At 58.5% G+C, this 25,485-nt stretch carries 24 protein-coding genes and 2 pseudogenes; 14 read left to right on the top strand and 12 right to left on the bottom strand.

The annotated features are described in order from the left end of the window. The first annotated feature begins 46 nt into the window (after nt 1-46). Nucleotides 47-955, top strand: coding sequence for a LysR substrate-binding domain-containing protein (locus tag AB4P90_RS15845; RefSeq protein WP_058411001.1), 909 nt, complete (start codon nt 47-49; stop codon nt 953-955). A gap of 30 nt (nt 956-985) precedes the next feature. Here the strand turns inward: AB4P90_RS15845 and AB4P90_RS15840 are convergent, their stop codons facing one another. After that, complete coding sequence (locus AB4P90_RS15840; RefSeq protein ID WP_014718638.1) at nt 986-2,278, bottom strand: sorbosone dehydrogenase family protein; 1,293 nt, start codon at nt 2,276-2,278, stop codon at nt 986-988. After that, entirely contained in the window at nt 2,275-2,700 is a 426-nt protein-coding gene (locus tag AB4P90_RS15835) for a DUF2231 domain-containing protein (protein WP_054921373.1), read from the bottom strand. The genes AB4P90_RS15840 and AB4P90_RS15835 overlap by 4 nt, the downstream gene beginning before the upstream one ends. Nucleotides 2,701-3,340: 640 nt before the next feature. Between AB4P90_RS15835 and AB4P90_RS15830 the strand changes: the two genes are divergently transcribed. From AB4P90_RS15830 to AB4P90_RS15820, 3 genes are read left to right on the top strand one after another with little or no spacing between them, the layout of a single operon-like run. Next, complete coding sequence (locus AB4P90_RS15830) at nt 3,341-3,820, top strand: AAA family ATPase (RefSeq protein WP_395605122.1); 480 nt, start codon at nt 3,341-3,343, stop codon at nt 3,818-3,820. Then, the gene (locus tag AB4P90_RS15825) at nt 3,817-4,614 is read left to right on the top strand and encodes a nucleotidyltransferase domain-containing protein (RefSeq protein ID WP_395605121.1); all 798 of its coding nucleotides are present in this window, start codon (nt 3,817-3,819) and stop codon (nt 4,612-4,614) included. Before AB4P90_RS15830 ends, AB4P90_RS15825 begins: the two co-directional genes overlap by 4 nt. Next, complete coding sequence (locus AB4P90_RS15820; protein ID WP_395605120.1) at nt 4,607-5,056, top strand: NUDIX hydrolase; 450 nt, start codon at nt 4,607-4,609, stop codon at nt 5,054-5,056. Before AB4P90_RS15825 ends, AB4P90_RS15820 begins: the two co-directional genes overlap by 8 nt. Before the next feature lie 62 nt (nt 5,057-5,118). On the opposite strand, the gene AB4P90_RS15815 is transcribed toward AB4P90_RS15820, so the two are convergent. After that, a complete protein-coding gene (locus tag AB4P90_RS15815; RefSeq protein WP_014718633.1) occupies nt 5,119-5,679 on the bottom strand; it encodes a cysteine hydrolase family protein in 561 nt (186 codons plus the stop codon). A 145-nt stretch (nt 5,680-5,824) separates the two neighbouring features. Between AB4P90_RS15815 and AB4P90_RS15810 the strand changes: the two genes are divergently transcribed. Next, entirely contained in the window at nt 5,825-8,023 is a 2,199-nt protein-coding gene (locus tag AB4P90_RS15810; protein ID WP_395605119.1) for an OsmC domain/YcaO domain-containing protein, read from the top strand. A gap of 122 nt (nt 8,024-8,145) precedes the next feature. Here the strand turns inward: AB4P90_RS15810 and AB4P90_RS15805 are convergent, their stop codons facing one another. From AB4P90_RS15805 to AB4P90_RS15790, 4 genes are all read right to left on the bottom strand, one after another. Continuing rightward, complete coding sequence (locus AB4P90_RS15805; RefSeq protein WP_014718631.1) at nt 8,146-9,312, bottom strand: cystathionine gamma-synthase; 1,167 nt, start codon at nt 9,310-9,312, stop codon at nt 8,146-8,148. Then, the gene (locus AB4P90_RS15800; protein WP_395605118.1) at nt 9,309-10,685 is read right to left on the bottom strand and encodes a pyridoxal-phosphate dependent enzyme; all 1,377 of its coding nucleotides are present in this window, start codon (nt 10,683-10,685) and stop codon (nt 9,309-9,311) included. Before AB4P90_RS15800 ends, AB4P90_RS15805 begins: the two co-directional genes overlap by 4 nt. Before the next feature lie 245 nt (nt 10,686-10,930). Beyond that, a complete protein-coding gene (locus AB4P90_RS15795) occupies nt 10,931-11,413 on the bottom strand; it encodes a VOC family protein (RefSeq protein WP_073452359.1) in 483 nt (160 codons plus the stop codon). A 58-nt stretch (nt 11,414-11,471) separates the two neighbouring features. After that, the gene (locus tag AB4P90_RS15790) at nt 11,472-12,656 is read right to left on the bottom strand and encodes an MFS transporter (RefSeq protein ID WP_020302295.1); all 1,185 of its coding nucleotides are present in this window, start codon (nt 12,654-12,656) and stop codon (nt 11,472-11,474) included. 94 nt (nt 12,657-12,750) lie between these two features. Between AB4P90_RS15790 and AB4P90_RS15785 the strand changes: the two genes are divergently transcribed. From AB4P90_RS15785 to AB4P90_RS15770, 4 genes are all read left to right on the top strand, one after another. Continuing rightward, on the top strand, nt 12,751-13,698 hold the full coding sequence (locus AB4P90_RS15785; RefSeq protein WP_395605117.1) for a LysR family transcriptional regulator: 948 nt from the start codon (nt 12,751-12,753) through the stop codon (nt 13,696-13,698). A 168-nt stretch (nt 13,699-13,866) separates the two neighbouring features. Then, entirely contained in the window at nt 13,867-14,421 is a 555-nt protein-coding gene (locus AB4P90_RS15780; RefSeq protein ID WP_395605116.1) for a hypothetical protein, read from the top strand. A gap of 66 nt (nt 14,422-14,487) precedes the next feature. Next, nucleotides 14,488-15,516, top strand: a complete 1,029-nt coding sequence (locus AB4P90_RS15775) for a DUF4238 domain-containing protein (protein WP_116667391.1) — start codon at nt 14,488-14,490, stop codon at nt 15,514-15,516. Nucleotides 15,517-15,854: 338 nt separating this feature from the next. Continuing rightward, entirely contained in the window at nt 15,855-17,204 is a 1,350-nt protein-coding gene (locus AB4P90_RS15770) for an AAA family ATPase (protein ID WP_395605115.1), read from the top strand. A 114-nt stretch (nt 17,205-17,318) separates the two neighbouring features. On the opposite strand, the gene AB4P90_RS15765 is transcribed toward AB4P90_RS15770, so the two are convergent. Beyond that, complete coding sequence (locus AB4P90_RS15765; protein WP_395605114.1) at nt 17,319-17,621, bottom strand: hypothetical protein; 303 nt, start codon at nt 17,619-17,621, stop codon at nt 17,319-17,321. A 497-nt stretch (nt 17,622-18,118) separates the two neighbouring features. Between AB4P90_RS15765 and AB4P90_RS15760 the strand changes: the two genes are divergently transcribed. Then, nucleotides 18,119-19,333 (top strand): aldose 1-epimerase family protein, encoded by a 1,215-nt coding sequence (locus tag AB4P90_RS15760; protein ID WP_395605113.1) that lies wholly within the window; start codon nt 18,119-18,121, stop codon nt 19,331-19,333. A gap of 117 nt (nt 19,334-19,450) precedes the next feature. After that, nucleotides 19,451-19,966: pseudogene (locus AB4P90_RS15755) on the top strand (GNAT family N-acetyltransferase). Nucleotides 19,967-20,239: 273 nt separating this feature from the next. On the opposite strand, the gene AB4P90_RS15750 reads toward AB4P90_RS15755, so the two are convergent. Beyond that, nucleotides 20,240-20,857, bottom strand: coding sequence for a LysE family translocator (locus AB4P90_RS15750; protein WP_032902438.1), 618 nt, complete (start codon nt 20,855-20,857; stop codon nt 20,240-20,242). A gap of 95 nt (nt 20,858-20,952) precedes the next feature. After that, a complete protein-coding gene (locus AB4P90_RS15745; RefSeq protein WP_395605112.1) occupies nt 20,953-21,213 on the bottom strand; it encodes a DUF6429 family protein in 261 nt (86 codons plus the stop codon). A 217-nt stretch (nt 21,214-21,430) separates the two neighbouring features. Between AB4P90_RS15745 and AB4P90_RS15740 the strand changes: the two genes are divergently transcribed. Then, the gene (locus AB4P90_RS15740) at nt 21,431-22,096 is read left to right on the top strand and encodes a TIGR02466 family protein (protein ID WP_032902435.1); all 666 of its coding nucleotides are present in this window, start codon (nt 21,431-21,433) and stop codon (nt 22,094-22,096) included. 4 nt (nt 22,097-22,100) lie between these two features. Here the strand turns inward: AB4P90_RS15740 and AB4P90_RS15735 are convergent. Continuing rightward, nucleotides 22,101-22,256, bottom strand: a pseudogene (locus AB4P90_RS15735) (VOC family protein); the annotation flags it as partial. A 133-nt stretch (nt 22,257-22,389) separates the two neighbouring features. On the opposite strand from AB4P90_RS15735, the gene AB4P90_RS15730 reads away from it, so the two are divergent. Then, entirely contained in the window at nt 22,390-23,163 is a 774-nt protein-coding gene (locus tag AB4P90_RS15730) for an SDR family oxidoreductase (RefSeq protein ID WP_038450297.1), read from the top strand. Between the two features lie 68 nt (nt 23,164-23,231). Then, nucleotides 23,232-24,137, top strand: a complete 906-nt coding sequence (locus AB4P90_RS15725; RefSeq protein WP_395605111.1) for a LysR family transcriptional regulator — start codon at nt 23,232-23,234, stop codon at nt 24,135-24,137. A gap of 57 nt (nt 24,138-24,194) precedes the next feature. Here AB4P90_RS15725 and AB4P90_RS15720 read toward each other — a convergent pair whose 3' ends face one another. Then, nucleotides 24,195-24,887, bottom strand: coding sequence for a methyl-accepting chemotaxis protein (locus tag AB4P90_RS15720; RefSeq protein WP_395606101.1), 693 nt, complete (start codon nt 24,885-24,887; stop codon nt 24,195-24,197). Nucleotides 24,888-25,485 lie beyond the last annotated feature (598 nt).

Raw genomic sequence — 25,485 nt, 5'->3', positions numbered from 1 at the left:
GTGTGCTACAAACGAGTTTTCAGCCTTGGATGCATAACCACAGATTATGAATGCACTTGGCAAAACCTTACCGCCGCTGGCCAGTTTGTTGCCGTTTGAAGCGGCGGCGCGCCTGGAGAGTTTCTCCAAGGCGGCCGATGAATTGCACATTACTCAGGCGGCTGTCAGTCGGCAGATTCGCGGGCTGGAAGACAACCTGGGGGTCAAGCTGTTTTGTCGGCGCAACCGTGGGGTGTTCCTGACGCAAGAAGGGCGTGAGCTGGGGCGGGTGGTCAGCCAGGCCTTGCAGAGCATCAGTGAGGGCGCGGTCAGCCTGAGAACATCGCCCCAGCGCAATCGCGTGGTACTGCTATGCCAGCTATGCGAGGCGTTCTATTGGTTGATGCCGCGTCTGGCGACCTTCCACCAGCAATACCCGCAGATCGAGATCCAGGTGGTGACCTGTACGCGGCCGATCACCCAGTTCGACGGGCATTTCGATGTGGCCCTGCAAAGTACCCGGCGCGCCAGTGGCAGCCATACGTTGATGTTCACCGCCTCCGACGAGGTGTTCCCGGTGTGCAGCCCCGGCTACCTCTGCCCGGAAAAGCCGTTAGCGCTGACTGAATTACAGCCCTGTACATTTCTGCACCACAGCTCCGAGCCGCCGCACTTGATGGAATGGGATGAGTGGCTGCAGATGTTCGGCCACACGTTGCCCAGGGATGCGCGTAGTGCCACCTTCGACAGTTACCCGCTGATGTTGCAAGCTGCCGTGGAAGGGCACGGTATCGCCATGGGTTGGCGTCGTACCGCAAGCCGGCTGATAGAGAGTGGGGCGCTGGTGCGGCCCTGCGCAGAAAGCGTGTTTTTGCCCGAGGCTATTTCGGTCTACAGGCAGCAAGGGACGGGCAGTCGGGAGGAGATTACGGCGTTGTTGGCCTGGCTTGACGCACAATTGCAGAGTGACGGCTGACAGGGGCGTCGCAGCCCCTGTCATCTGCGGTTATTGGTTACGCGTGACGCGCCAGATCGTATTGGCCAAGTCGTCGGCAATGATCAGCGCGCCTTTGGGGTCCACCGTCACCCCCACTGGACGCCCACGGGTCTTGCCGTCGTCGCCGCGGAAGCCGGTGGCAAAGTCGATGGGCTCGCCCGCCGGTTTGCCGTTGCTGAACGGCACGAAGATCACCTTGTAGCCCACTGGGTTGTCACGGTTCCAACTGCCGTGCTCGCCGACAAACGCGCCGTCAGCGAATTTTTCACCCATGGCAGGGATGGAGAAATCCACGCCCAACGCGGCCACATGGGAGCCCAGGCTGTAATCGGGTTTGATCGCCGCAGCCACCTTGGCCGGGTTTTGCGGTTGTGCGCGGGGGTCGACGTTCTGGCCCCAGTAGCTGTAGGGCCAGCCGTAGAAGGCACCTTCACGCACCGATGTCAGGTAGTCTGGCACCAGGTCGGGGCCGAGTTCATCGCGCTCGTTGACCACGGTCCACAGTTGCCCTGAGCCCGGTTGGATGGTCAGCGCCGTCGGATTGCGCAGGCCTGTAGCGTAGGGCTTATGCGCACCGGTGGCGGCATCGATCTGCCAGACCATTGCGCGGTCGATCTCCACTTCCATGCCGCGTTCGGTGATGTTGCTGTTGGAACCGATGCCCACATACAGCTGACGCCCGTCGTCACTGACGGCCAATGACTTGGTCCAGTGATGGTTGATCTGCGCCGGCAGGTCGGTGACTTTGACGGGCGGGGCGCTGGCCTTGGTCTGGCCGTCGGCGTAGTCAAAGCGCACCAGTGCGTCTTGGTTGGCCACATACAGTTTGCCGTCGGCGAATGCCAGGCCGTAAGGGGCGTTGAGGTTGTCGGCGAATACGGTCTTGAGTTCATAGGTGCCGTCACCGTCGGCGTCACGCAGCAGCGTAATGCGGTTGCCGCCCTTGACCTTGGTGTTGCCCTGGGCCTTGATCACACTGGCGATCACGTCCTTGGGCTTGAGCTTGGCCGCACTGCCGCCACGGCCTTCGGCCACCAGGATATCGCCGTTGGGCAGCACCAGGGTCTGGCGCGGGATCGCAAGGTCGGTGGCGATGGCGGTGACGCTGTAGCCTTCGGGTACCTTGGGCTTTTGATCGCCCCACGGCGTGGGCTCGGCAATCTTCATGCTCGGCAACAGGCTGCTTTGTTGTTCGGGCAGCTTGGGGTCAGGGCCGCGTGCCTGGGTCTTGTCACCTTCGCCGCCACAGGCACTCAGCAACAGGGCGGCGCTGAGCAGGGTCAGTGTGTTGAGTGGTTTCATCGGGCAGCTCCTGAGCGCAGGTTGGTCAAGCCGATCCAGGTGGCGACAATCGCCAGCACGGTGACGATCGCCGACAGCACCAAGCCAGCAGGCATCATGGCGTAGGCATCCTTGGCATGTTGAAAGGCGTTCACCAGCCCCAGCACCCAAGTGCCCAGCAACAGCAGGAAGTACGCCACCGGGCGCCCGCCCTTGTGTTCGGCGCGCACCAGGTTGACCAGTGCAAACAGCAGGGCAAAACCACAGAACACCAAGGCTCCTGCGATAAGCCAGGAGGCGAAATTGGCCCACTGAATCTGGTAGGTCTGGCCGTAGGCGATATCACTGAGCAAGGCCCCGAGAAACAACGGCACGGTGCCGGCAAGCAAAGTCCCGTGCAACGGCCCAGGCCTGACGACGGGGTAAGTGGAGAGGGTAGTCATGTTGGTGGCGGCTCCTTATCGTTCTGCACCCTGGGCTCAGGGCGCGCTGACTTCGCATAGGAAAGGAGCATGGCACTTGTAAGAAAGTTCACTGGGAGGGCGTGTCGAGGTGTGTTTCGATCCGGCGTTCCCCTGCATATGCATAGGTATCTACACAATTTTGGTGCGACGCTGAACCTGTGGCGAGGGAGCTTGCTCCCGTGACGGCCTGACAGCCGACATCTATCTACCTGACACCCCACCATCCAACTGTGGGAGCTGGCTTGCCTGCGAAGGCGGCCTAACAGTCAACACAGTTGGACCGGGTACATATCCGTTATTTAGGTAACGGCCACCTAGGGTTCCGCCCTGACGGCGGCTCACTTTTGAAAAGCGCAAAAGTAAGCAAAACGCTCTTGCCCCACCACTCGGCACCTCGCTTGGGCTCGGTGTGCCCGTAATCCCTGTCGAATTCCGGCCAACGTGGTTTAACGGGGCGCCTGAGATCAAGATCACAAGCAGATCAAGAGCGGCTCGCTTCGCATCGTGGTTACCGTCTGCTGCTACCGCCTACAAAGTTACGTAGATACCTATGCCTGCTTATGTTTACCACAGCGGCTATATGACTCATCCTTCCTGGCCCGACATGAGGAATAGCGTTATGCCCACCCTGCATCTGCTCTGCGGCAAGATCGCATCCGGTAAGTCCACACTCGCCAAAACCCTGGCCGCCGAGCAGGGGGCCATTGTGCTCAGCGAAGACCAGTGGCTGGCCAATCTCTATCCCGGCGGAATCCAGAGCATTGCCGACTACCTGCGCTGTGCCCTGCGGGTTCGTGGGGTACTTGAGCCGCTGGTGATCGATCTGTTGGCGTGCGGCGTCAATGTGGTGCTGGATTTTCCGGCCAATACCCTCGCCAATCGTCAATGGTTACTCGGCCTGGCCCAGGCAGCCAAGGTGCCGCACTGCCTGCATTACCTGGAGCTGGACGATGCCACCTGTCGTGCGCGCCTGCACGCCCGCAACGCCCGAGGTGACCACGATTTTGCCGCCAGCGATGCCGAGTTCGACCTGATCACTCGCCATTTCAGTGTGCCGAGTGAAGAGGAAGGGTTGGTGATTGAGGTGCACCGCCCGTGACTACCCAAAAACCTGCTGGCATCGATGCCGATGGCTATATCCTCACCGTTGCCGATACGCCTATACAACCCGAGTTCCAGCCCCTGCTGACGGACATCTGCACGACTTTGTCCCGGCCTGAGCTGGGGCTGCACGGGATTTACCTGTATGGCAGCATTGCACGGGGCGAGGGCGAGGCCGGAGTTTGCGACCTTGACCTTTCACTGATACTGGTCGAACCACCGAATGCGCCGGTGCTTGAACAATTGGAGTCGGCCCGACTCGCTTTGGAGCAACGGCATCCGAGCGTCACCAAGATCGACTTCGACATCGGCCACCGCGCCCAGGTGTTGGCGCCCGAAAACCGAAACAGTTGGGGCTTCTGGCTCAAACATCATTGCCGCTGTCTCTGGGGCGAAGACCTGTCACTGCACGTCGAACCGTTTCGCCCGTCCCGCGCCATCGCCCTGGCGGTCAATGGTGATTTTGAACAGGCGCTCACGACTTACCTGGTGCGCATTGAACAGGCCAGCCCTGAACACACGCGGCTTGGCCTGCAGCGGGAAGCATCACGGGCCTTGATCCGCGCCACCCACATCCTGCGAGCGGAAGATGCGCAAACCTGGCCGCAAACCCTGGAAGACTACGTCGGGCTGTTTGTTCATCATTACCCGACCATGCGCGTGCAAATCGCCTACTTCCTGTTTGAAGCACGCAACCCGAGCGCCGAGTGCGAGGCATTTACGACACGCCTACGGGCGTTTCTGAGCTGGATGGTTTCGGCACTTATAGAAAGGAATCAATCAGATGCGTGAACGCAAAGCCGCACGATTACTGGTCATAAACCCTGCACAGCAAGTGTTGCTATTTCGCTTCGTGCATAAAGACGGCGCCCTGGTCGGCCGGGATTACTGGGCCACGCCGGGTGGTGGCGTGGAGGCAGGGGAGAGCTTCCACAGCGCTGCGATTCGTGAGTTGCGCGAAGAGACGGGTATCACCGTCAGCAGCATCGGCGAATCCGTGGCAGAGCGTAGTTTCCCGTTGATGTTACCCAGCGGTGAAACCGTGTTGGCGGTTGAGCGGTACTTCGTTGTGCATGCATCCAGCGACGCGCTTTCCCGGGCCGAGTGGACGGTAGAGGAGACTCAGGTGATGGCGGATCATCATTGGTGGTCGGCACAGGCGCTGCGCGCCACGAGCGATACGGTATGGCCGCAGGCGTTACCGCAAATGCTGGAGGATGCCGGGGTGTTTTAACCGTCCAGGCCGGCAAGCGGTCGCCATCGTGCGTTTGCCCTGATGCATGTCTGCATTGCTCATTAATGACTGGCCAGGATTTCACTCGTTTGGAACACCCTTGCATAGTCCATCGCCAAGTTACTCAGCGACAGTGCATGCACATCCTCTGCGGCCCACAGCCGCCCCGACAAGTCGGTTTGATCGAAGGTAAAACACGCATCCGCCGCCACGATCACGTCGAACCCCAGGTTGCCGCCCGAGCGTGCGGTGGATTCCACTGAATTGTTGGTGATGACCCCGACGATTACCAACTGCTGGATCGAGCGCAGGTGCAGCCAGCGCTCCAGGCCCGTGGCGCTGAACGCATCTGGTACGTTTTTTTCAACCACATGCTCCTGGGCCAGGGGGTGCAGCGCATCCTGGAACTCACAGCCGGGCTGGCCTGGCCGGAACACTGAAGCGGCAGAGCGGGAGATATGCCGCACATGGATGATCGGGCGTTGCGCCTGGCGCCAGGCATTGAGCAATTGCTGTATGCGCAGCTCGGCGTCTGGGTTGTTGCGGCGGCCAAGGGTGGGATCGGCCATGCCTTTTTGCATATCGATGATCAACAATGCGGCGTTAGTCGCTATCGGTTCCATGGCCTGTCCTGGCAGAGGTGAACATTATCTAACTGGTTGGAAGTTAGCACCGATCGGCAGCCCATACGCAAATCCCTGAGACTTCCCGGCGAAACGCTTCATAATGGCGGCCAATTTGTTTAGCTCGTTATTCTGGTGTGCCCGCATGGAAATTAAGGTCAACTTTCTCGACAACCTTCGGCTTGAAGCCAAGTTCGATGACTTCACGGTCATTGCCGACCAGCCCATCCGCTACAAGGGCGACGGTTCGGCACCGGGGCCATTCGACTACTTCCTGGCTTCGTCGGCGTTGTGTGCGGCGTACTTTGTGAAGTTGTACTGCCAGACGCGCAATATTCCCACCGAGAATATTCGCCTGTCGCAGAACAACATCGTCGACCCGGAAAACCGCTACAACCAGATTTTCAAGATTCAGGTCGAATTGCCCGCAGACATCTCCGACAAGGACCGCCAAGGCATCCTGCGTTCCATCGACCGCTGCACCGTGAAGAAGGTGGTGCAGGCCGGGCCGGAATTCGTGATTGAGGAAGTCGACAACCTCGACGCCGATGCCCAGGCGTTGCTGATGCCCAACTCCACGTCCGCAGAGGGCACCTACATTGCCGGCAAGGACCTGCCGCTGGAGCAGACCATCGCCAACATGTCGGCGATTCTCGCGGGCCTGGGCATGAAGATCGAGATTGCCTCGTGGCGCAATATCGTGCCCAACGTGTGGTCGCTGCATATCCGCGACGCCCATTCGCCGATGTGCTTTACCAACGGCAAAGGCGCGACAAAAGAGGGCGCGTTGGCGTCGGCGCTGGGTGAGTTCATCGAGCGCCTGAACTGCAACTTCTTTTACAACGACCAGTTCTGGGGTGAGGACCTGGCCAACGCGCCGTTCGTGCATTACCCGGACGAGCGTTGGTTCCAGCCGGGCCCCAACGATGAGCTGCCGAGTGAAATCCTCGATGCCTACTGCCTGAAAGTCTACAACCGCGAGGGCGAGCTGCGCGGTTCACACCTGTTCGACACCAACTCCGGCAACGAAGCCCGTGGCATTGTCTCCCTGCCGTTCGTGCGTCAGTCCGATGGCGAGGTGGTGTATTTTCCGTCCAACCTGATCGAAAACCTCTACCTGAGCAACGGCATGAGCGCGGGTAACACCTTGGCCGAAGCCCAGGTACAGTGCCTGTCGGAGATTTTCGAGCGGGCGGTGAAGCGCGAAATCATCGAAGGCGAATTTGCCCTGCCGGACGTACCCGCCGAAGTGCTGGCCAAGTACCCGGGGATCCTGGCGGGTATCGAAGGCCTGGAAGCCCAGGGCTTTCCGGTGCTGGTCAAGGATGCCTCCCTGGGCGGTGAGTTCCCGGTGATGTGCGTGACCTTGATGAACCCGCGCACCGGCGGCGTGTTCGCCTCGTTCGGCGCGCACCCGAGCCTGGAAGTGGCGTTGGAACGCAGCCTCACCGAGCTGCTGCAAGGCCGTAGCTTCGAAGGCTTGAACGACCTGCCGCAGCCGACCTTCGAAGGCCAGGCGGTCACCGAACCTAACAACTTCGTCGAGCACTTTATCGATTCCAGCGGCGTGGTGTCGTGGCGCTTCTTCAGTGCTCAGTCGGATTATGAATTCGTCGAGTGGGACTTCTCCGGCCATGGCGAAGACTCCAACGCCCAGGAAGCCGCCACGCTGTTCGGCATCCTCGAAGGCATGGGCAAAGAGTCGTACATGGCGGTGTATGAGCACTTGGGCGCTACCGCCTGCCGCATCCTGGTGCCGGACTACTCGGAAATCTACCCGGTGGATGACCTGATCTGGGACAACACCAACAAGGCGCTGTTTTTCCGCGAAGACATCCTCAACCTGCACCGCCTCAGCGAGGATGAGCTGCAGGCGTTGGTCGAGCGTCTGATAGAAAGCGAACTGGACGACTACACCGATATCACTACGCTGATTGGCATTGAGTTCGATGACAACACCGCGTGGGGCCAGTTGACCATCCTGGAGCTGAAACTGCTGATATTCCTGGCGCTGAAGCAGTATGAAGAGGCCAAGGAATGCGTAGAGATGTTCCTGCAGTACAACGACAACACCGTTGAGCGCGGCCTGTTTTACCAGGCGATGAACGCGGTGCTGGAGATGGAACTGGATGAGGACCTGGAACTGGCTGACTACGAGGCCAACTTCCGGCGCATGTTTGGCAACGAGCGCATGGACGCGGTGATCGGCTCGGTCGACGGCAGTGTACGCTTTTATGGGCTCACGCCGACGAGCATGAAGCTGGAAGGCCTGGACCGGCATTTACGCTTGATCGATAGCTACAAGAAGCTGCATGCGGCGCGGGCCAACATCACCCAAGCCTGATACACACTGATCATTCCCACGCTCCGCGTGGGAATGCAGCCAGGGACGCTCTGCGTTCCCAAGCGTGACGCAGAGCGTCACCGAATGCGTTCCCACGCAGAGCGTGGGAACGATCATGGCGGTTAAATGTGGGCCAAGGCCTGAGCCAGATCGGCGCGCAAATCCTCCACATCCTCAACCCCCACCGACAACCGCACCAGCCCATCGCCAATCCCCAATTGCGCTCGCGTCGCCGCCGGGATGCTGGCATGGGTCATGATCGCCGGGTGCTCGATCAGGCTTTCCACGCCCCCCAGGCTCTCGGCCAGGGCGAAGATCTTCACGTTTTCCAGAAAGCGCGTCGCGCCGGCCAGGTCGCTGTTCAAGTCCACTGAAATCATCCCGCCAAAGCCGCGCATTTGCTGCTTGGCCAGGTCGTGCTGTGGGTGGGATTGCAAGCCCGGGTAGTGAACCCGTGACACTTGCGGCTGTTGCTCCAGCCAGGTGGCCAGGTCCAGGGCATTGCTGCAATGGCGCTCCATGCGCAGCGCCAGGGTTTTTACCCCGCGCAGGGTCAGGAAGGCATCGAACGGCCCGGCGATGGCGCCGATGGAGTTTTGCAGGAAGCCCAGGCGTTCGGCCAATTCAGCGTTATCACCGACAACAGCGATACCACCGATCACATCAGAATGCCCATTGAGGTATTTGGTGGTGGAGTGCACCACGATGTCGAAGCCCAACTCCAGCGGGCGCTGGATCCAGGGGCTGGCAAAGGTATTGTCGGCCACGCAGATAATCCCGCGGGCACGGCAGATGCGGGCCACGGCGCGCAGGTCGGTCAGGCTCAGCAGCGGGTTGCTTGGGGTTTCGACCCAGACCATGCGCGTGTCGTCCTGCAATGACGCTTCAAACGCCGACAAGTCGCTGAGGTCGACATAGCTGAAACGGTGCCCGGCACTGCGCTGGCGCACTTTGTCGAACAGCCGGAAAGTGCCGCCGTACAGGTCATTGCCCGAGACGATATGCGCGCCAGCATCCAGCAGTTCGAGCACGGTGGAGATCGCCGCCAGCCCCGAGGCAAATGCAAATGCCTGGCTGCCGCCTTCAAGGTCGGCCACGCAGCGTTCCAGGGCGAAACGCGTGGGGTTATGGGAGCGGCCATAGTCAAACCCCTTGTGCACGCCGGGGCTGTCTTGCAGGTAGGTGGAGTTGGCGTAGATCGGCGGCATCAGCGCGCCCGTGGTCGGGTCGGGTGACTGCCCGGCGTGGATCACTCGGGTGGCAAACGCGCTTTTATCGGGCTGGCTCATGCAAGGGATCTCCGTAGGTGGTTAAGCAGGTCGACGCGGGTGATCAGGCCATGAAAGCCTGCGGCGTCGGCAATGATGGCGACCAGGCCGCGATCCAGTTCAGCCTGCAGTTCGGCCAGGCTGGCGTTGGGGGCCAGGGTGTGCAGGGTGTTGGTCATGGCGCTGGCGACGGTCATGGAAAAATCTGCGGCGTCGTGGTGCAGGCCCAGCAGGATGTCGGACTCGTCGATCACACCCACCAGGGTCTGGCCATCGACCAGCACCGGCAGTTGCGACACGTCCGCCAGGCGCATGCGCTGGAAGGCGGTGAGCAGGGTGTCGTCGGGGCTCACGCTGATCACGCGGCCGTCTTCGAAGCGGCGCGCGATCAGATCGCGCAGGTCGCCGTAGTGTTTGTACTGCAGCAGGCCCGCGTCGTTCATCCACTGGTCGTTGTAAACCTTAGACAGATAGCGCGTACCGGTGTCGCAGACGAAGGTGACCACGCGCTTGGGCTCGGTTTGCTCGCGGCAGTAGCGCAAGGCCGCGGCGAGCAGGGTGCCGGTGGATGAGCCGCCGAGGATGCCTTCGGCCTTGAGCAATTGGCGGGCGTGGTCGAAGCTGTCGGCATCGCTGATGGAGTAGGCGTGGCGCACGCTGGACAGGTCGGCGATCGAGGGGATGAAGTCCTCGCCTATCCCTTCCACGGCCCAGGAACCGGGAGTTTCCAGGGTGCGGCTGCGGCTGTATTCGGCCATTACCGAACCGACCGGGTCGGCCAGCACCATGGCCAGTTCGGGTTGCACGCGCTTGAAGAAACGCGTGAGGCCGGTGAGGGTGCCGGCCGAGCCGACGCCCACCACAATGGCGTCTACGTCGTGCTGGGTCTGCGCCCAGATCTCCGGCGCGGTGCTGGTCTCGTGGGCCAATGGGTTGGCCGGGTTATTGAACTGGTCGGCGAAGAACGAGCCCGGAATATCTTTGGCCAAACGTGCCGCCACGTCCTGGTAATACTCGGGATGGCCCTTGCCCACATCGGAGCGGGTGATATGCACCTCGGCGCCCATGGCCTTGAGGTGCAGCACTTTTTCCGTGGACATCTTGTCGGGCACCACCAACACCACCCGGTAACCCTTGGCCCGGCCCACCAGCGCCAGGCCCAGGCCGGTATTGCCGGCGGTGGCTTCAATGATGGTACCGCCCGGGCGCAAGCGACCGTCGCGTTCAGCGGCGTCGATCATCGCCAGGCCGATGCGGTCCTTGATGGAACCACCGGGGTTTTGCGATTCAAGCTTGAGAAACAGCGTGCAGGGGCCGGTATCGAAGCGGCTGACCTTGACCAGCGGGGTGTTGCCGACCAGTTCAAGTACGGCAGGGCGTGAAGGCGTGGGCATGTCGTCTCCTGGTTACGGGATGGACGTAGGGCGGGGGGCAGCAAAAAAACAGCATGGCTTGGAACATAGGCCGGTATCGCCCGTGTCGCAACCGGGCGTCCGTTGTATGACTTTTTTTGCCGCATGGGAGAGGGCGCGCAATCCAGATGTGGGAGCTTGCCTGCGATGGCGGTGGTGCTGTTGGCATTTATGTTGCCTGACCCACCGCCATCGCGGCCTCGCTAAGGCTCGAGCGCTCCCACCGTTCAGTTTCCGGCAATGGCGGCTTCGATGGCAGCGATGTCGATTTTGGTCATGGTCATCATCGCTTCAAATGCACGCTTGGCGACGGCAGGATCTTTACTGGTAACTGCATCGACCAACACCCGCGGCGAGATCTGCCACGACAGCCCCCACTTGTCCTTGCACCAACCGCAAGCGCTCGCCTGCCCACCGTTGTCGATGATGGCATGCCACAACCGGTCGGTTTCCTCCTGATCCTCGGTAGACACCTGAAAGGAAAACGCCTCACTGTGCTTGAACAGGGGGCCGCCATTGAGGCCCACGCAGGGGATACCCAGTACGGTGAATTCCACAGTCAACTCATCACCCTGCTTGCCGGATGGGTAGTCGCCAGGCGCACGGTGTACGGCCTTTACTTCGCTGTTGGGGAAGGTCTGCGCGTAGAAGGTCGCTGCCTCCAGGGCATCGCCGTTGTACCAGAGGCAAATCGTATTCTTGTTGTTCATCGCAAGGCTCCTCGGGTTGAAAGGTGCATGAAGTCTAGACGAACAACCTGCACGCTACTCAGGCTTGCACCGTCTCCCGGCCAGCGCGTGCGTCGGCCCGCCGCGAACGCCAGCTCAGCCCCAATACCATCAGCAAGCCCAGGCCCGCCATCAGTGCGCCTGCCAGGGAAATGGCCGGGTAGCCCAGCCCGGCATTGATCACCGCGCCACCCAATGCCGCACCAATCGCATTGCCAAAATTGAACGCACCGATGTTCATCGCCGAAGCCAGGTTAGGCGCATCCTTTGCTGCCTCCATCACCCGCATCTGCAGCGGCGGTACCAGGGCAAAGCTGGCAGCACCCCACAGCAGGATCGACAACGCCGCGGGCAGCGGCCATTGCATAAGCACCGAAAAAGCCAACAGCACAGCAATCAACACCACCAGCGAGATGATCAAAGTGCGGTCCACTGAGCGGTCCGCAGATTTGCCACCCCACACATTGCCCAGGGTGAGCCCGATTCCGAACAGCACCAGCATTCCAGTGACGAAGTTGGTCGAGGCATGGGTGACATCGCGCAGAATCGGCGCGATGTAGGTGAATACCGTAAACATCGCACTCGAGCCCACCACGGTCAGGGCCAGCGCGGCCAGCACCGGCCCGCGCCCCAGCACACGGATTTCCGCCATCAGCCCGCCGCCTTTGGGTGCCGGCGCATTGGGCAAGGCCCACCACAGCGCCGCCATGACCACCGCGCCAAGCCCACTGATGCCCCAGAACGCGGTGCGCCAACCAAAGTTCTCGCCAAACCAGGTCGCCAGGGGTACGCCGCCAATGGTTGCCAGGGTCAGCCCCATGAACATCGCCGCCACAGCCCCCGCGCGCTTCTCGGGCGCCACCAGGCTTGCGGCCACGATCGAGCCAATCCCGAAGAACGCTCCGTGATTGAGCGACGTCACCAGCCTGGCGATCATCAATGTCTGGTAGTTGCTGGCCAACGCCGACAGCAAATTACCCAGGGTAAAAATCGCCATCAGCCCTATCAGCAGATAACGGCGGGGCACCCTGGCCGTCGCCAGGGTCATGATCGGCGCGCCAATCAACACGCCCATGGCGTAGGCGCTTACCAACAGCCCCGCAGCAGGAATGGAGACGTCAAGATCAGCGGCGATACCGGGCAACATGCCCATAGGGGCAAACTCTGTGACCCCGATGCCAAAGGCACCGACGGACAATGCTACAAGGGGGGGATTGATACGCATGGGTGACTCCTCATCTGTGAGCCAAATGCTACAATCCTGCCTTTTGCAGCAGTAGCCCTTGGTTGGGAACTACAGCTTTGCGCAGGAGGCACAAATGGACATCGGCGGGCGTTCGGGAGAGATGGAAGTGTTCACCATGGTCGCCGAGCACGGCAGCCTGTCGGGCGCGGCCAGGGCCTTGGGGCTGACCCCATCGGCCATCAGCCGCATCATTACCCGCACCGAACAGCGCATCGGCACCCGTCTGCTACTGCGCACCACCCGCGCCATCACCTTCACCGCCGAAGGCGAAGCCTACCTGCGCGGCGCCCGACGCATCCTCGCCGACATGGCCGAAGTCGAAGACGCCATCACCGACCAGGGCGCCCCACGCGGACGCTTGCGCGTCAGCGCCGCACTGGCCCACGGCCGCATGACCATCGTCCCCCTGATCGCCGCCTTCAGCGCCCGCTATCCCGCCATCGTCGTCGACCTGATGCTCGGCGACGAAGTCGTGGACATCCTCGGCGGCCAGGCCGACGTCGCCATCCGCTTCGGTCCCCTCGCCGACAGCCCTCTGACTGCTCGCCTTATCGGCTCTACCGGGCAGGTTATCGTTGCTTCACCGGACTACCTGGCACGGCATGGCACCCCCGTGACGCCGCAGGATTTACTGCAACACAACTGTCTGCGCTTCAACTTCCGTAGGGCGGCGCCGGATTGGCCGTTTCGGGTGGAGGGGCGGGAGTTTTCGTTGAAGGTGGCCGGGACGATTGAGGGAAATAGCGGCGAGGCATTGGCGCAGTTGGCGAAGCTGGGGGCGGGGGTGGCGAGAATTGGGGCGTTTAGTGTGGTGGAGGAAGTGAGACGGGGGGAGTTGGTGGTGTTGTTGGAGGAATTTAATCCTGGAGATGTGGAACCGATTCATGCGGTGTTTGTGGGGGGAGGGGCGATGCCGGCGCGGGTTAGGGCGTTTGTGGATTTTTTGGTGGAGAGGTGTGGGGGTTGTGGTGTGAGTTTGGATTTTTTGAGAGCGGATGTAACCGACGGATTTCGGACATAATCGGTCATTTTGTGAATAATAAAACTAAGGGTAATTTATTTTTTGGAGCAGTAAACAAGGACGCCTGAGCTACCAGAAACCTCCCAGGCCTTCTAGTGGGCGCGCCAGCTGGAAAGGGGTAGGCGTGGGTAGACACGAGAAATGCGCATTCCGCACCGAAGGACCTACTTGAAGCAATCAGGCTCAGGCTACTGGCTTGTAGTGGCACAAGGCCGTTACCATGGTGCTCTAAAAATTAACGTTATGGTAGCTATGGATAAGCGCAAGAGGCTGTATCAAGAATTTTTCATTGCTTTGGCTTTGGGAAGCGTCCCTACCTTCATCGCTTACTGGTCAGGTGGAGTTAAGCTGCTGGACGCTGCCGTTAAGGCTCAGATGCCGCCTGATAAAGTACTTTGGTACCTGATCACTTTGCCAGCGCCTTATCTCATAGCAGTTCTCTTTGACCGCTTTGTTTGGAAGAAAACAGAGCTGATCAAAGCTCGTTCTACATTCTGGCGCTCCACCTGGACAGAAATCGGGACAGCACTTCACTCGCTGTGGCGTGTGTTGGTAGGACTTTTCTTTGCTATCCCCGTTCTTTGGTGGTGGTATGAGCCCGAAACATTTCAGTTCTCGAAGGCTAGCTTCTTTATCGTCTGGGGATTCGCATTGTTGACACAGTGCTGGTTCTTTTCTCTTGGAAGAAGCTTGCTTGAAGGGCGTGTGCGTCAGCTTTTCTGATCCCGCTCACGAATCTTGAAGACGGCTTACTGCACTATGGCAGAGCAATGAGGATTTAACTCCGAGATGGAAAACTTCAAAAAGGACAACCACTATGTACCTCAGGCCTACCTGAGGCAGTGGACGATCGATGGTAAAATCCTTACCTACAGGCTTTTGGTGCCACATGAAAAATCCGAGATCTGGAAGCCGCACTCACCCAAAAGTATTGCGAAACACCAACACTTGTACACTTACTTTTCGGGGTCTAAAGATAGCGATGAGATAGAGCGCTGGCTTGATCGTGACTTCGAAGAGCCTGGATTCGCGGCGATCGCTAAGGTGGTGAGCGAGTCGCGATTAACCAGCGAGGATTGGAACAATTTATTCCGCTTTGCCGTAGCTCAATCCGTCAGGACGCCCGCCGGCTTGCAGCGATTTATGAAGCGCCAGGACGAAACGCTTGGAGCATTTTTGTCTGAATCGATGAAAGGGTCGGTTGCCAAAGTTAGCGAAGCGTTAGCTGCCGGTATCAAGCTTGAACCCGCCCCAGTTGTAGACCCATACAGCAAGCTTCCGCTCAAACTCCATCGTGTAAAGAATGAGGACGGCGAGGAAGGTATCGAAGCGAGGGTGTTGAACGGACGGAAGTTTTGGATTTGGCAGCTCGAACACATCCTCAAGAACACAATCCATCGCATACCAACTCATCGATGGACCATCCTGCAGGCTCCCCCTGGAATCACCTGGCCAACCACCGATAACCCGTTCACGAGACTGGGCGTCGGAGTGAACGGGAAGTTGAGCCTGGAGGGTGGCTGGGGTGTGCCAGGCACAAGACTTTTCCTTCCTCTGAGCCCCAAGCATCTTCTATTCGCTTGTGTTGGTTATCGCCCCCCTCAACGAGGCACCACGCTGAGTCTTACGGAAGCGGCATTTATTCGAACGATCATCCTCAATGGTGCCAACCGCTACGTATTTGCAACGGATATACAGGATATTGATGAGATCAGGCCACGCACTGTCTCTCGTGAACTATTTGATGCAGATGCGAAACTTTGGGAGGAGTGGCATGAAAGCCAATCAAGAGAGGAAGCACAGTATCCTGACCTCTGACGTAATTGCCCTCACACCTGAAAGCCCTGTTGGGGTCGAAAGCTGCCCCTAGCGAAAGGTAGCAATCGGCCAAGAGCAGTCACTCAGTATCTACGAAACCTAAATGAGCTCACCTCCATCGAGGAGGCTCGTCAAACAGAAGTTGATCAAGGGGGGGGCCGTTCGCCGGTTGTGAACTCAAATTTATAGCGTTCGGCTGCCTACCGTTGCGATAATTATTGCTCGGCAGTCCAAAACTCTTCATGCACATTGCCAGCGTAGATACCATTAGTTTTAATGGGAGGCTGCTCAAAAAATAATGTTATATGATCTTTTTTAATTTTCCATGGAGGGCAAACATGAAGCTCAGAAAAATAAAATGGAACAAGCATCCGGTACTGGGTGATCTTACCTTGGATTTCATTAACTATAGAACCGGGACGCCTTACAGTACCATTCTTTTGGCTGGTGAAAACGGAACAGGCAAGTCAACAATTCTCGAAGCGATTAGCAGTTTTCTGAATCTCGGTCCGTATGAGGATTTTGACTATATCGAGTACGCCATTGGCGATAATATATTCAGAACTGCAGCGCCAACTGATGGAACTACACATAAACCGTTTTTTGATATTGTTGACCAAGGTGGCAATGTTAAAAATATCAGGTATGACAGGGGTAATAATCCTGGCTTGTTAACTTCGGAAACAAATGACTTGAGGCATTATGGATGCGTTTATTCTAAGGCGCGATCAGACTATAAAACTCAGAAAATAACATCAACCACTACTAGCGAACTGGATAAGAATAAGCACGACGTTGATATTACGGAGGATTTTACTTCGCTTAAACAGCTAATTGTTGATGTGGTAAATCAGGATAATGCCGGTTATTCGGAAGCTAATAAGGCGCTAGGAAGTAATCCAAGATCCTGGGATGATTTTTATCAAACTTCAAAGCTGTATAGATTTAAAAATGCATTTGACAGTTTTTTTGAAAAAATGAAATACGAGAAGGTGGACGACATGGAAGGTGAGAAAACCATTCTGTTCTCCAAAAATGGTAAGCTTATACCAGTTGATAGATTGAGTACTGGCGAGAAGCAAATCGTATTTAGAGGTATATTCCTACTTAAAAATACAAATATCCTAGATGGCGCAGCCATCATGATAGATGAGCCTGAGCTAAGCATGCACCCTAAATGGGAAAGAAAAATATTGAGTTACTACAAGAGCTTGTTCTCTCTGAGCGGACAGCAAAAGGCTCAGCTTATATTTGCGACTCATTCGGATCACGTTCTCAAAGAAGCCCTGATTGACAAGGTGGACAGCATTGTCGTGACTTTAGAAGAGACCGATGGTGTCATTGCCTGCCGAAATATAGACGCCCCGTCGGTTTTGCCTTCGATCACTACGGCTGAGACGACCTATCTAGCTTTTGATGTGGTATCAAATGATTATCATATTGAGCTTTATGGGTGGCTTCAGGACAAAGAAAGTGTAGGTACAGTCAAAGCATGCGACAACTTTATAAAAGCGCATCCGAGCTACGACCCTTCAAAACATGCGAAGCCTTCTGGCTATGGGAATACTACCTATGAAACGCTTAGCACCTATATACGAAATTCAATCCATCACCCAGATTCGGGCAATACTTTCACAGAGTTGGAGTTGAGGGCCTCAATTGAATTGCTAACCGAGATTTGCAAATAGCGAGTCTATCCACGTTCGTAGAAACCTGAGTGTCCGCGATGGGTCGATTGCAGTCAGCGAGGCGACGTTCCCCACGCGCTGGCCTGTTCGACTCCAGCGCGCGGAGATCATCCGCTAGCTAACGGTCTCGGCAGGCGCAACTTCCGCCTCGAAAGCCTCCTTCTGCAATCGCCGTCCGATGACATCCATCAGGTCACATCCGTCACGCAACGGTATAGCCAACAATTGTGCGAAGTCTGAAAGCACAACGCAGTCAGCGTCTACCTCACCCCGAAAGGCAATGTTCTCCAGCACTTGAGTCACGGTGCGAATGCGGTAGTCAGCCATCGCTTGCAGCACATCAAGCGGTGCTTCTGAGTCAATGAGCAGGGATGCAGGAACCAGATCGATTCCGGTAAGGGGGATATATCTTTCCATCTTTGAATCTCCGATAAATACCGCAGTTAACCACCACCCAGTCGTCGCCAAACGATCGGGTGGCAGCTGTACGCAGGTTGGCGAACCGGTATCGGAGACCCGGCAGACCCGAAGGTCTCCCGCGCACAGCTGCCATTGAGGCAGCTTTGCGAATGTGCAGCAGCTTCTGCAAAAAAGCGCAGTGCTTTTGCATCCGATAGTCAGGTCGCCAAACCTGATCGCCATATGGGCGACGGGGCGGACTATAAGCGTCAATGCGTTGGAGGATCAACCTTGAGGTTGTAAATGGCTTCGATACGCTGAAGCTGATGACGACCCAGCAGATAAATCAACCCATCCACTTTGTTGTCCGTCGTGCTCGCAATCGCACCGTCTCAATCTCCCGAATATTCCCTCAATCCTTTTTGATATTTCCATGCACCGTCTCGCTTATTAAGCTTGCTGAAACGTTTCATCGAGTTTATAAATCGCAAACAACTCCAATAAAGGCCACCGCCATGACCCCACTAAAACTCCTCGTTGCCCTCAGCGCATTCTCTGCCGCCTCCCACGCCATGGCCTGGGATTACGTGCTGCTAGACACCGACAAAGCCGCCCAGAACTGGCAGGTCACCAGCCAGCAACTCGGCATCCAAACCGACAAACCCTTCAGCGTTACTCTGCGCACCTTGCACGGTGGTCGGCAGGAGGGCGTGAGCATCGTCGATATCGATAACGGCACGATGAAGCTCTCGGTGGTGCCGACGCGTGGCATGAACGTGTTGCAGGCGTCGGTTGGCGATGTGCGGATGGGCTGGGATTCGCCGGTCAAGGAAGTGGTTAATCCTTCCTTCATCGAGCTCAATGGCCGCGGTGGTCTGGGATGGTTGGAAGGTTTCAATGAGCTGGTCACCCGCTGCGGCTACGAATGGGTCGGGCACCCTGGTATCGACAACGGCGAGCTGCTGACCCTGCACGGGCGGGCGGCCAATATTCCTGCGAACAAAGTCACCCTGCATATCGATGAAAAACCGCCGTACGCGATCACCCTGCGTGGCGAGTTGAAAGAGCAGGCGTTCAAGAAGGTCGATTTCTCTGTTGCGACCGAACTGGTCACCGAGCCTGGCAGTGTGGTGTTCGCCCTCAACGACACGCTGACCAACAATGGCGATTATCCGAAGGAATACCAGGCGCTGTATCACAGTAACTTCAGCACCCCGTTCCTGGAGCAAGGCGCGCGGTTCGTTGCGCCGGTGAAGCAGGTGTCGCCGTTCAACGACAAGGCCAAGGGCGAACTGGCCGATTGGCAAACCTATCGCGCACCGACGAAGGACTATGACGAAACGGTTTACAACGTGGTGCCGTATGCCGATGCCAAGGGTGATACCTTGACGGTGTTGCATAACAAGGCCGGCAGCCTGGGGGTTTCGGTGGGTTTCAATACGCAGACACTGCCGGTGTTTTCCCTGTGGAAGAACACTGATACCCAAGGGCAGGGCTATGTCACGGGGCTGGAGCCGGGGACGAGTTTTTCCTATAACCGTCGTTATCAGCGGCCACTGAACCTGGTGCCTACGATCGGGGCGAAGGAACATAAGCAGTTCCGTATCAGCTACAGCTTGTTGGCGGATAAGGCGGCTGTTGAAAAGGCCTTGAAGCAGGTCAGCGAGATTCAGGGTGGGCGGGAGACTGAGGTGCGGCAGACGCCTTTGGTGGATCTGACCAAGGGGTGACATGGGCTGGAGCCTTCACGCGGGCCCCGGCGTTCTTCATCGACGCCGGAACCCGCGCCCTGCAACTGTCATCGATGGGCATGCATACTGAAATAACCGTGTTTCAGGAGCCTATCCGTGATTCGCAGAGCATTACCCGCCGACGCAAAGGCCATTGCCCAGGTGCATATCAGCAGTTGGCAAGACGCCTACCGTGACCTGATGCCCGCCCAGTTCTTGAGCGGATTGCAAGTAACGCTTGCTCGGCGCGAAGCCCATTGGGCTCGCTCGCTTGCCTCGGGTGAGTCGACGGTATGGGTTGCCGAGGTGGGCCAGCAGATTGTCGGCTGGATATCCGTTGGCGCCAGCCGTGACGAAGACGCCGTGCAGGCCAATGCAGGTGAGGTCATGGCCATCTACGTGCTCGCCGAGCATTGGTACTCCGGCGTCGGGCTGGCCTTGTGGAATGCCGGTCTGCAGGATCTGTTGGCGCAGGGCTAAGAGCGTTTAACGCTGTGGGTCTTGGCTGGTAATGAACGGGCGATTCGATTTTATCGCAGGGCGGGGTGTGTCGAGGAGGCAGGGACTGAGCGCTATCTTGAGAGGGGCGGTGTGGCGCTGGTGGAGGTGAGGTATGGTTTGCGGTTGAGATAGCATAGGTATCTACGCAACTTGGGCATCAGTTGAATCGTCGTCGGCTGCCCGGCCGCCTTCGCGAGCAAGCCCGCTCCCACATTGGTCATGCATTGCCATCAAAATCAGTGCCTGGCACAGATCCCCTGTGGGAGCGGGCTTGCCCGCGAAGGCGGTGTGTCAGTCACTGAATTTTCAACTGAACCACCGCCATCGCAGGCAAGCCAGCTCCCACATTTGGATCGCGGGGCACAGCTCGATCGGCGTCGGCTGCCAAGGGCGCTCCCACCGCGGTTACGCCCTGCGCGCAGTCAACAATACCGCCGCGGCCGCTGACAACAAACCTGCGCAGCAGCGATTGAACAGGCGCTTGCCCTTCGGCTCGGCAAACCAGCGACGCATATGCAGGCCCATATAGGCGTAGGCACTGATGGCGACCCATTCCAGGGCCAGGAACATCACACCCAGCAGGGCAAATTGCGCGGTGATGGGTTGGCCGGGCACCACGAATTGCGGGAGGAAGGCGGTGAAGATCAGGATCGCCTTGGGGTTGCCCGCGGCCACCAGAAATTCCTGCCGCGCCAAGGCCCACAGGCCTACCTTGCTCGTCGCGGTTTCTACCTGCTGCGGGTCTGCGCGCCATAGCTGATATGCCAAGTAAAACAGATACGCCGCGCCGAGAATCTTGATCCCGTAGAACAACAACTCCGAGGTTTGCAGTACCACCGCCAAGCCAGCGGATGCGAGGGCGATCATGCCGGCGAAGGCCAGCAGGCGGCCGAGACCGGCGAGGCAGGAGGTGCGGTAGCCATAGCGGGTAGCGTTGCTCACGGATAGCAGGTTATTGGGGCCGGGGGCCATGTTCAGGGCGAAGCAGGCGGGGAGGAAGAGGGCGAGGGTGGCGAGGTCCATGGCGGCTCCGGGTTGGCAGGTCGGGGAGTCTTGAGGATAAACAGATGAAGCGCGGTTTAACACTCCGTGGCCGGGCTTCTGGCCCCGCGAGCGCTTCAGGTGTCCGGATTGGATGAACGCTTGGCCTCAGGGGTTGCGACAAATAACCGATCGGCGATTTGCCGGCCCCGTTCCAAGCCTTCCTGCGTCAGCCAAATGGACTTGTTTTTGTTCACCGGATTACTGATAAAACCTTGCGCGTGAAGCCGGTTCATTATTTGAAAGTCGTGGCCTTTCCATGAGTTGCCGTTATCAAAGCTGAAGGTGGTCAGCAGGGCAAGTACGGCTTCCTCAATCAGTTTTTCGTCGTATTCCATAATGGGTACTCCGCTTGGATTACACAGACCCTGTCGAGCCTCGGGGCCTTGCGGTTCAAGAATGCATGCAGTCACGTGCTTGAGCGATTGCAAAAGCTTTTTTAGCCGACTTGCCGACACCTATCAATAACCCTCAAGTTTTTAACAAAGGTTTACACCGGTCACTGCGTCTATTCGGTATGTTTTTCAGTGACTTGCACAACTTGGTAGAACGTCGATGCAGTTCCTTGAACACCCACTGGACCCGCAGCTCATCAACATCCGCCGGCTGTTTCCAAGCCCATTGGCCAGCATTCAGTTTCCCGACGCGAAAAGGCTGAATACTGAGCTCAAGGCCCAGATTGCCCAGCGCATGGCAGACGACGTTTACGGCACGCAGCGCAGCAATGCCGGAGGTTGGCAGTCGGCCGGTGATTTTGCGCAGTGGGGCGGGGAGGCCTGTGAAGCCCTGGTGAGGTTTGCCACGCAGTTCGCCACCCAAATGACCGTCGTGCACAGCGAGCAATATGGGTTCATCGAGCCCGGCTTCGAGTGGAAGGTCAACGCCTGGGTCAACGTGAATGAGGCGGGCCACAGCAATGCACTTCACGGCCACCCTGGGGCGTTTTGGTCCGGTGTTTATTGGGTCGATGCCGGTGGCCGCGAGGATGACCCGGCGGTGGGCGGCGACCTGGAGTTCCTGGACCCGCGCGGCATGGTGGCTTCGACCTATAACCCGGCACTGCGCATGCGAGTAGAAGACTGCCTGACTGCTGGGTTCAGCAGCACCTGCGCCGCCGCCACGGGCACATTCGTGATGTTTCCGTCGTGGTTGATGCATTCGGTACGCCGCTTTGAAGGCACACGGCCGCGAATCTCCATTGCCTTCAATTTTGGTGCCTGAACGCTCAAGTCAGCGATGCAACACTCCACACCGCTAACTCATACCCATCCGGATCGGTGAAGTGGAACCGGCTGCCACCGGGAAACGAAAACGTCTGGCGGGTTATCACCGCACCCAGCTGTTGAAGCCGCTGCTGCACACTGTCCAAGTTATCTGCGTACTTTTCATTCACCGATAGGGCCTTTGTGATTAGGCAATATCTCTGGACACTGCATCCAGCCAAGGTGTGCTTATCTTTGTCGGGGGTCACTCTAGAATGGCGGCGTACTTCTCCCAATTAAAGGAATGTTGTCATGCCTAATCATTCAATCAACGGCAAGGTTGCACTGATCGCGGGTGGTGCGAAGAACCTCGGAGGGTTGATCGCCCGCGATCTGGCCAAGCATGGCGCCAAGGCTGTGGTCGTGCACTACAACAGCGCCTCCAGCCAGGCTGACGCGAACACAACCGTTGCCGCAATCGAGGCGCTAGGCGCGAAGGCTGTCGCTTTGCAAGCGGACTTGACCACGGCGGGGGCGATGGAAAAACTCTTCAATGATGCCGTCGCGGCAGTTGGCAGGCCGGACATCGCGATCAATACCGTGGGCAAGGTGCTGAAAAAGCCAATGGCTGAAATCACGGAGGCGGAGTACGACGAGATGATGGCCGTCAATTCCAAGACTGCGTTCTTTTTTATCAAGGAAGCCGGCAAGCACCTCAATGACAATGGCAAGATCTGCACTATCGTCACTTCATTGCTGGGCGCTTTCACCCCCTTCTACGCGGCGTATGCCGGCAGCAAGGCTCCGGTAGAGCAATTCACGCGGGCGGCGGCGAAGGAGCTGGGCGTTCGGGGGATTTCGGTCACGGCAGTAGGGCCGGGTCCCATGGACACGCCGTTCTTCTACCCGGCCGAAGGTGAGGATGCGGTCAGTTACCACAAGACGGCTGCCGCGCTGTCGCCGTTCTCGCGCACGGGCCTGACAGATATCGAGGATGTGGTCCCGTTCATCCGTAACCTGGTCAGTGACGGGTGGTGGGTGACGGGCCAGACAATTTTGATCAATGGCGGCTACACCACCAAGTAAACGGTTAACGCGCTGGCGCAGACGTGGTGAGCGCCGATCGATCCGTGCCCCCCGAGCATTGAGAGTCCATGGATAGAATCGAACAGTACCGCGTCTTCGTTCAGGTCGCAGAGCTTGGCAGTTTTATACAAGCGGCACGGCTGATGAGGCTGCCACGCGCGAGCGTGTCGGCCGCCATTCAACAGCTGGAGGCCAATGCCGGCACTCGACTGCTGCACCGGACAACCCGCAAGGTCTCCCTGACCGCCGATGGCACCCAGTTACTGCTGAAGGCGCGCCAGGTCTTGCTGGACATCGATGATATCGACCAACTGTTTAACCGCCATCAGGAACAGGTCATGGGCCGTCTGGAAGTGGACGTGCCCAGCCGCATAGCGCGGCGCCTGGTGATGCCTGCGTTGGCCGAGTTTCTCCACCGCTACCCTGGACTCCAACTCGGCCTGGGCTCCACCGATCGCGCCATTGATTTGGTACAGGAAGGCGTTGACTGTGTCATTCGTTTTGGCACCCCGCAGAACAGCAGCCTGGTGGTGAAACCTTTGGGTAAGGTGTTGCTGGTCAATTGCGCGAGCCCCGCCTACTTGGCGGAATTCGGGGTGCCCACACAGCCTGGCGATTTGCAAAATCGGCATGTCTGTATCGGCTACAGCACGAGCGCAGGCGGTCAGGAAACGGCGTGGGAATATTGCGTCGATGGCACCGCGCAGGCTTTCATGATGCCGAGCCGCGTGGTGGTCAACAATGCCGAAAGCTATATCGCAGGATGCTGTGCAGGGCTTGGCTTGATTCAGGTGCCGTTGTTCGATGTTCAGCATTTATTGGACAGCGGCGAATTGGTTGAGGTGATGACGGCCTATCGGCCGGCCCCCATGTGCGTTTCAGCCCTGTACCCGACTCGCCGCCAACGCTCTCGTCGCCTTGGCGCGTTCATCGATTGGTTTGCCGCTTTGATGGCTCCGCATCTGGAACCTTGATGCACTCCAGCGGTATATCCACCTATTCTCTTTGACTCGCCGTGTTTCGGATTGGGTTCAAGGATGAAACCTGCGCCCCAACGCATCCAGCCGCACCGCGATCGGTGGCAGGCGTTCGCTGCTGCGGGCGAGTGTCTCGACGTCGTCGGCGGTGTTCTGGGCGATGCTTTGCACCGACTGCAAGCGCTCGACGATCTCCAGGTTGGCCGAGGTCTGCTCGCGGGTGGTGGTGACGATGTGGCCGTTGAGTTGGTCGATGTGCGCGATGTCCTCGCCCACCGCCCGTAGCATGTCCACCGCCTCTTGGCTGTCTGCCACGCAGCGCTCTACGCCTTCGCGGCTGGCGTGCATGGCTTCGACGGCTTGGCGGCTGCCGTGTTGCAGGCCCTCGATGATGCTCTTGATTTCCTGGGTGGAGAGGGCGGTGCGCTGGGCCAGGCTGCGCACTTCATCGGCAACCACGGCAAAGCCACGACCTTGCTCGCCGGCGCGGGCGGCCTCGATGGCGGCGTTGAGGGCCAGCAGGTTGGTCTGGTTGGCGATGCTGCTGATCACTTCCAGCACCGAGCCGATTTGCTCTGCCTGCACCGCCAGGGATTCCACGGTCGACTCCGTGCCGTTGATACGCGAAGCCAGTTGGCTGATTTCATGCTGGGCGCGGCCGACGCTTTCCTGGCCGCGCACAATCTGCTGGCTGGCCTGGCCTGCATGTTCCACTGCCTGTTCGACCTGCGCCGTAATGTGGCCCATGGCGTCTTCCATGCGCTGCATCGAGCCGGTCATTTCGCCGATCTGCGCCAGTTGATGCCGTGCGCCTTTTTCCAAGGTGCCGCTGGCGCTGGCCAGTTCCTGGCCGAGCTGGCCCAGGCCATGGGAGTCGCGAGCGACGCCGTCGATCAGGTGGGTGAGTTGCTGCAGGAAGTGGTCGAACCGCTTGGCGAGGGATACGTGGGCCTTGCCTTCACCTTGGGCGGTTTCCACGGTGAACTGCGAGGTGACGGCGAGCATTTTCTCAAGCATTTCCTGGCTCTCCACCGCTTCGGCCTGGCTATGAACGGCCAGGTAGAGCAGGGCAACGGTCTCCATCGCCACATAGAAGGCGTGAACGAACACCATGGTCCAGCCGCCGTGATGCTCCATCACAAACACGGGGAACCCCTGGTGTTGCAAGGCATGGAACACCACGTGATGCACCGCGATGGTCAGTGCCGCCACGAGGATCGGCAGCCAGTCACGGTAGAAGGTCAGCACCGCCAACAGCGCGAAAATACCGAAGTGGGATTCGATCACCCCGTGCGCCTGGTTGATGTGCAACGCCGCCATCACCATCAAGCCGGCGCCCAGTGCA

It is taken from the genome of Pseudomonas sp. B16120 (assembly GCF_044218845.1).
GTDB classification, from domain to species: domain Bacteria; phylum Pseudomonadota; class Gammaproteobacteria; order Pseudomonadales; family Pseudomonadaceae; genus Aquipseudomonas; species Aquipseudomonas paracarnis.
The sequence above is the reverse complement of the archived record's forward strand: the minus strand, read 5'-3'. Positions and strand labels throughout refer to the sequence as shown.

What these genes read in the sequence shown, in the direction of transcription:
- AB4P90_RS15785 (WP_395605117.1), top strand. Translation starts at nt 12,751, where the DNA reads ATGGACATCGGCGGGCGTTCGGGAGAGATGGAAGTGTTCACCATGGTC.
- AB4P90_RS15830 (WP_395605122.1), top strand. Translation starts at nt 3,341, where the DNA reads ATGCCCACCCTGCATCTGCTCTGCGGCAAGATCGCATCCGGTAAGTCC.
- AB4P90_RS15795 (WP_073452359.1), bottom strand. Translation starts at nt 11,413, where the DNA reads ATGAACAACAAGAATACGATTTGCCTCTGGTACAACGGCGATGCCCTG.
- AB4P90_RS15765 (WP_395605114.1), bottom strand. Translation starts at nt 17,621, where the DNA reads ATGGAAAGATATATCCCCCTTACCGGAATCGATCTGGTTCCTGCATCC.
- AB4P90_RS15845 (WP_058411001.1), top strand. Translation starts at nt 47, where the DNA reads ATGAATGCACTTGGCAAAACCTTACCGCCGCTGGCCAGTTTGTTGCCG.
- AB4P90_RS15790 (WP_020302295.1), bottom strand. Translation starts at nt 12,656, where the DNA reads ATGCGTATCAATCCCCCCCTTGTAGCATTGTCCGTCGGTGCCTTTGGC.
- AB4P90_RS15840 (WP_014718638.1), bottom strand. Translation starts at nt 2,278, where the DNA reads ATGAAACCACTCAACACACTGACCCTGCTCAGCGCCGCCCTGTTGCTG.
- AB4P90_RS15775 (WP_116667391.1), top strand. Translation starts at nt 14,488, where the DNA reads ATGGAAAACTTCAAAAAGGACAACCACTATGTACCTCAGGCCTACCTG.
- AB4P90_RS15720 (WP_395606101.1), bottom strand. Translation starts at nt 24,887, where the DNA reads ATGGGCCACATTACGGCGCAGGTCGAACAGGCAGTGGAACATGCAGGC.
- AB4P90_RS15820 (WP_395605120.1), top strand. Translation starts at nt 4,607, where the DNA reads ATGCGTGAACGCAAAGCCGCACGATTACTGGTCATAAACCCTGCACAG.
- AB4P90_RS15800 (WP_395605118.1), bottom strand. Translation starts at nt 10,685, where the DNA reads ATGCCCACGCCTTCACGCCCTGCCGTACTTGAACTGGTCGGCAACACC.
- AB4P90_RS15810 (WP_395605119.1), top strand. Translation starts at nt 5,825, where the DNA reads ATGGAAATTAAGGTCAACTTTCTCGACAACCTTCGGCTTGAAGCCAAG.
- AB4P90_RS15760 (WP_395605113.1), top strand. Translation starts at nt 18,119, where the DNA reads ATGACCCCACTAAAACTCCTCGTTGCCCTCAGCGCATTCTCTGCCGCC.
- AB4P90_RS15750 (WP_032902438.1), bottom strand. Translation starts at nt 20,857, where the DNA reads ATGGACCTCGCCACCCTCGCCCTCTTCCTCCCCGCCTGCTTCGCCCTG.
- AB4P90_RS15835 (WP_054921373.1), bottom strand. Translation starts at nt 2,700, where the DNA reads ATGACTACCCTCTCCACTTACCCCGTCGTCAGGCCTGGGCCGTTGCAC.
- AB4P90_RS15745 (WP_395605112.1), bottom strand. Translation starts at nt 21,213, where the DNA reads ATGGAATACGACGAAAAACTGATTGAGGAAGCCGTACTTGCCCTGCTG.
- AB4P90_RS15740 (WP_032902435.1), top strand. Translation starts at nt 21,431, where the DNA reads ATGCAGTTCCTTGAACACCCACTGGACCCGCAGCTCATCAACATCCGC.
- AB4P90_RS15725 (WP_395605111.1), top strand. Translation starts at nt 23,232, where the DNA reads ATGGATAGAATCGAACAGTACCGCGTCTTCGTTCAGGTCGCAGAGCTT.
- AB4P90_RS15770 (WP_395605115.1), top strand. Translation starts at nt 15,855, where the DNA reads ATGAAGCTCAGAAAAATAAAATGGAACAAGCATCCGGTACTGGGTGAT.
- AB4P90_RS15730 (WP_038450297.1), top strand. Translation starts at nt 22,390, where the DNA reads ATGCCTAATCATTCAATCAACGGCAAGGTTGCACTGATCGCGGGTGGT.
- AB4P90_RS15805 (WP_014718631.1), bottom strand. Translation starts at nt 9,312, where the DNA reads ATGAGCCAGCCCGATAAAAGCGCGTTTGCCACCCGAGTGATCCACGCC.
- AB4P90_RS15815 (WP_014718633.1), bottom strand. Translation starts at nt 5,679, where the DNA reads ATGGAACCGATAGCGACTAACGCCGCATTGTTGATCATCGATATGCAA.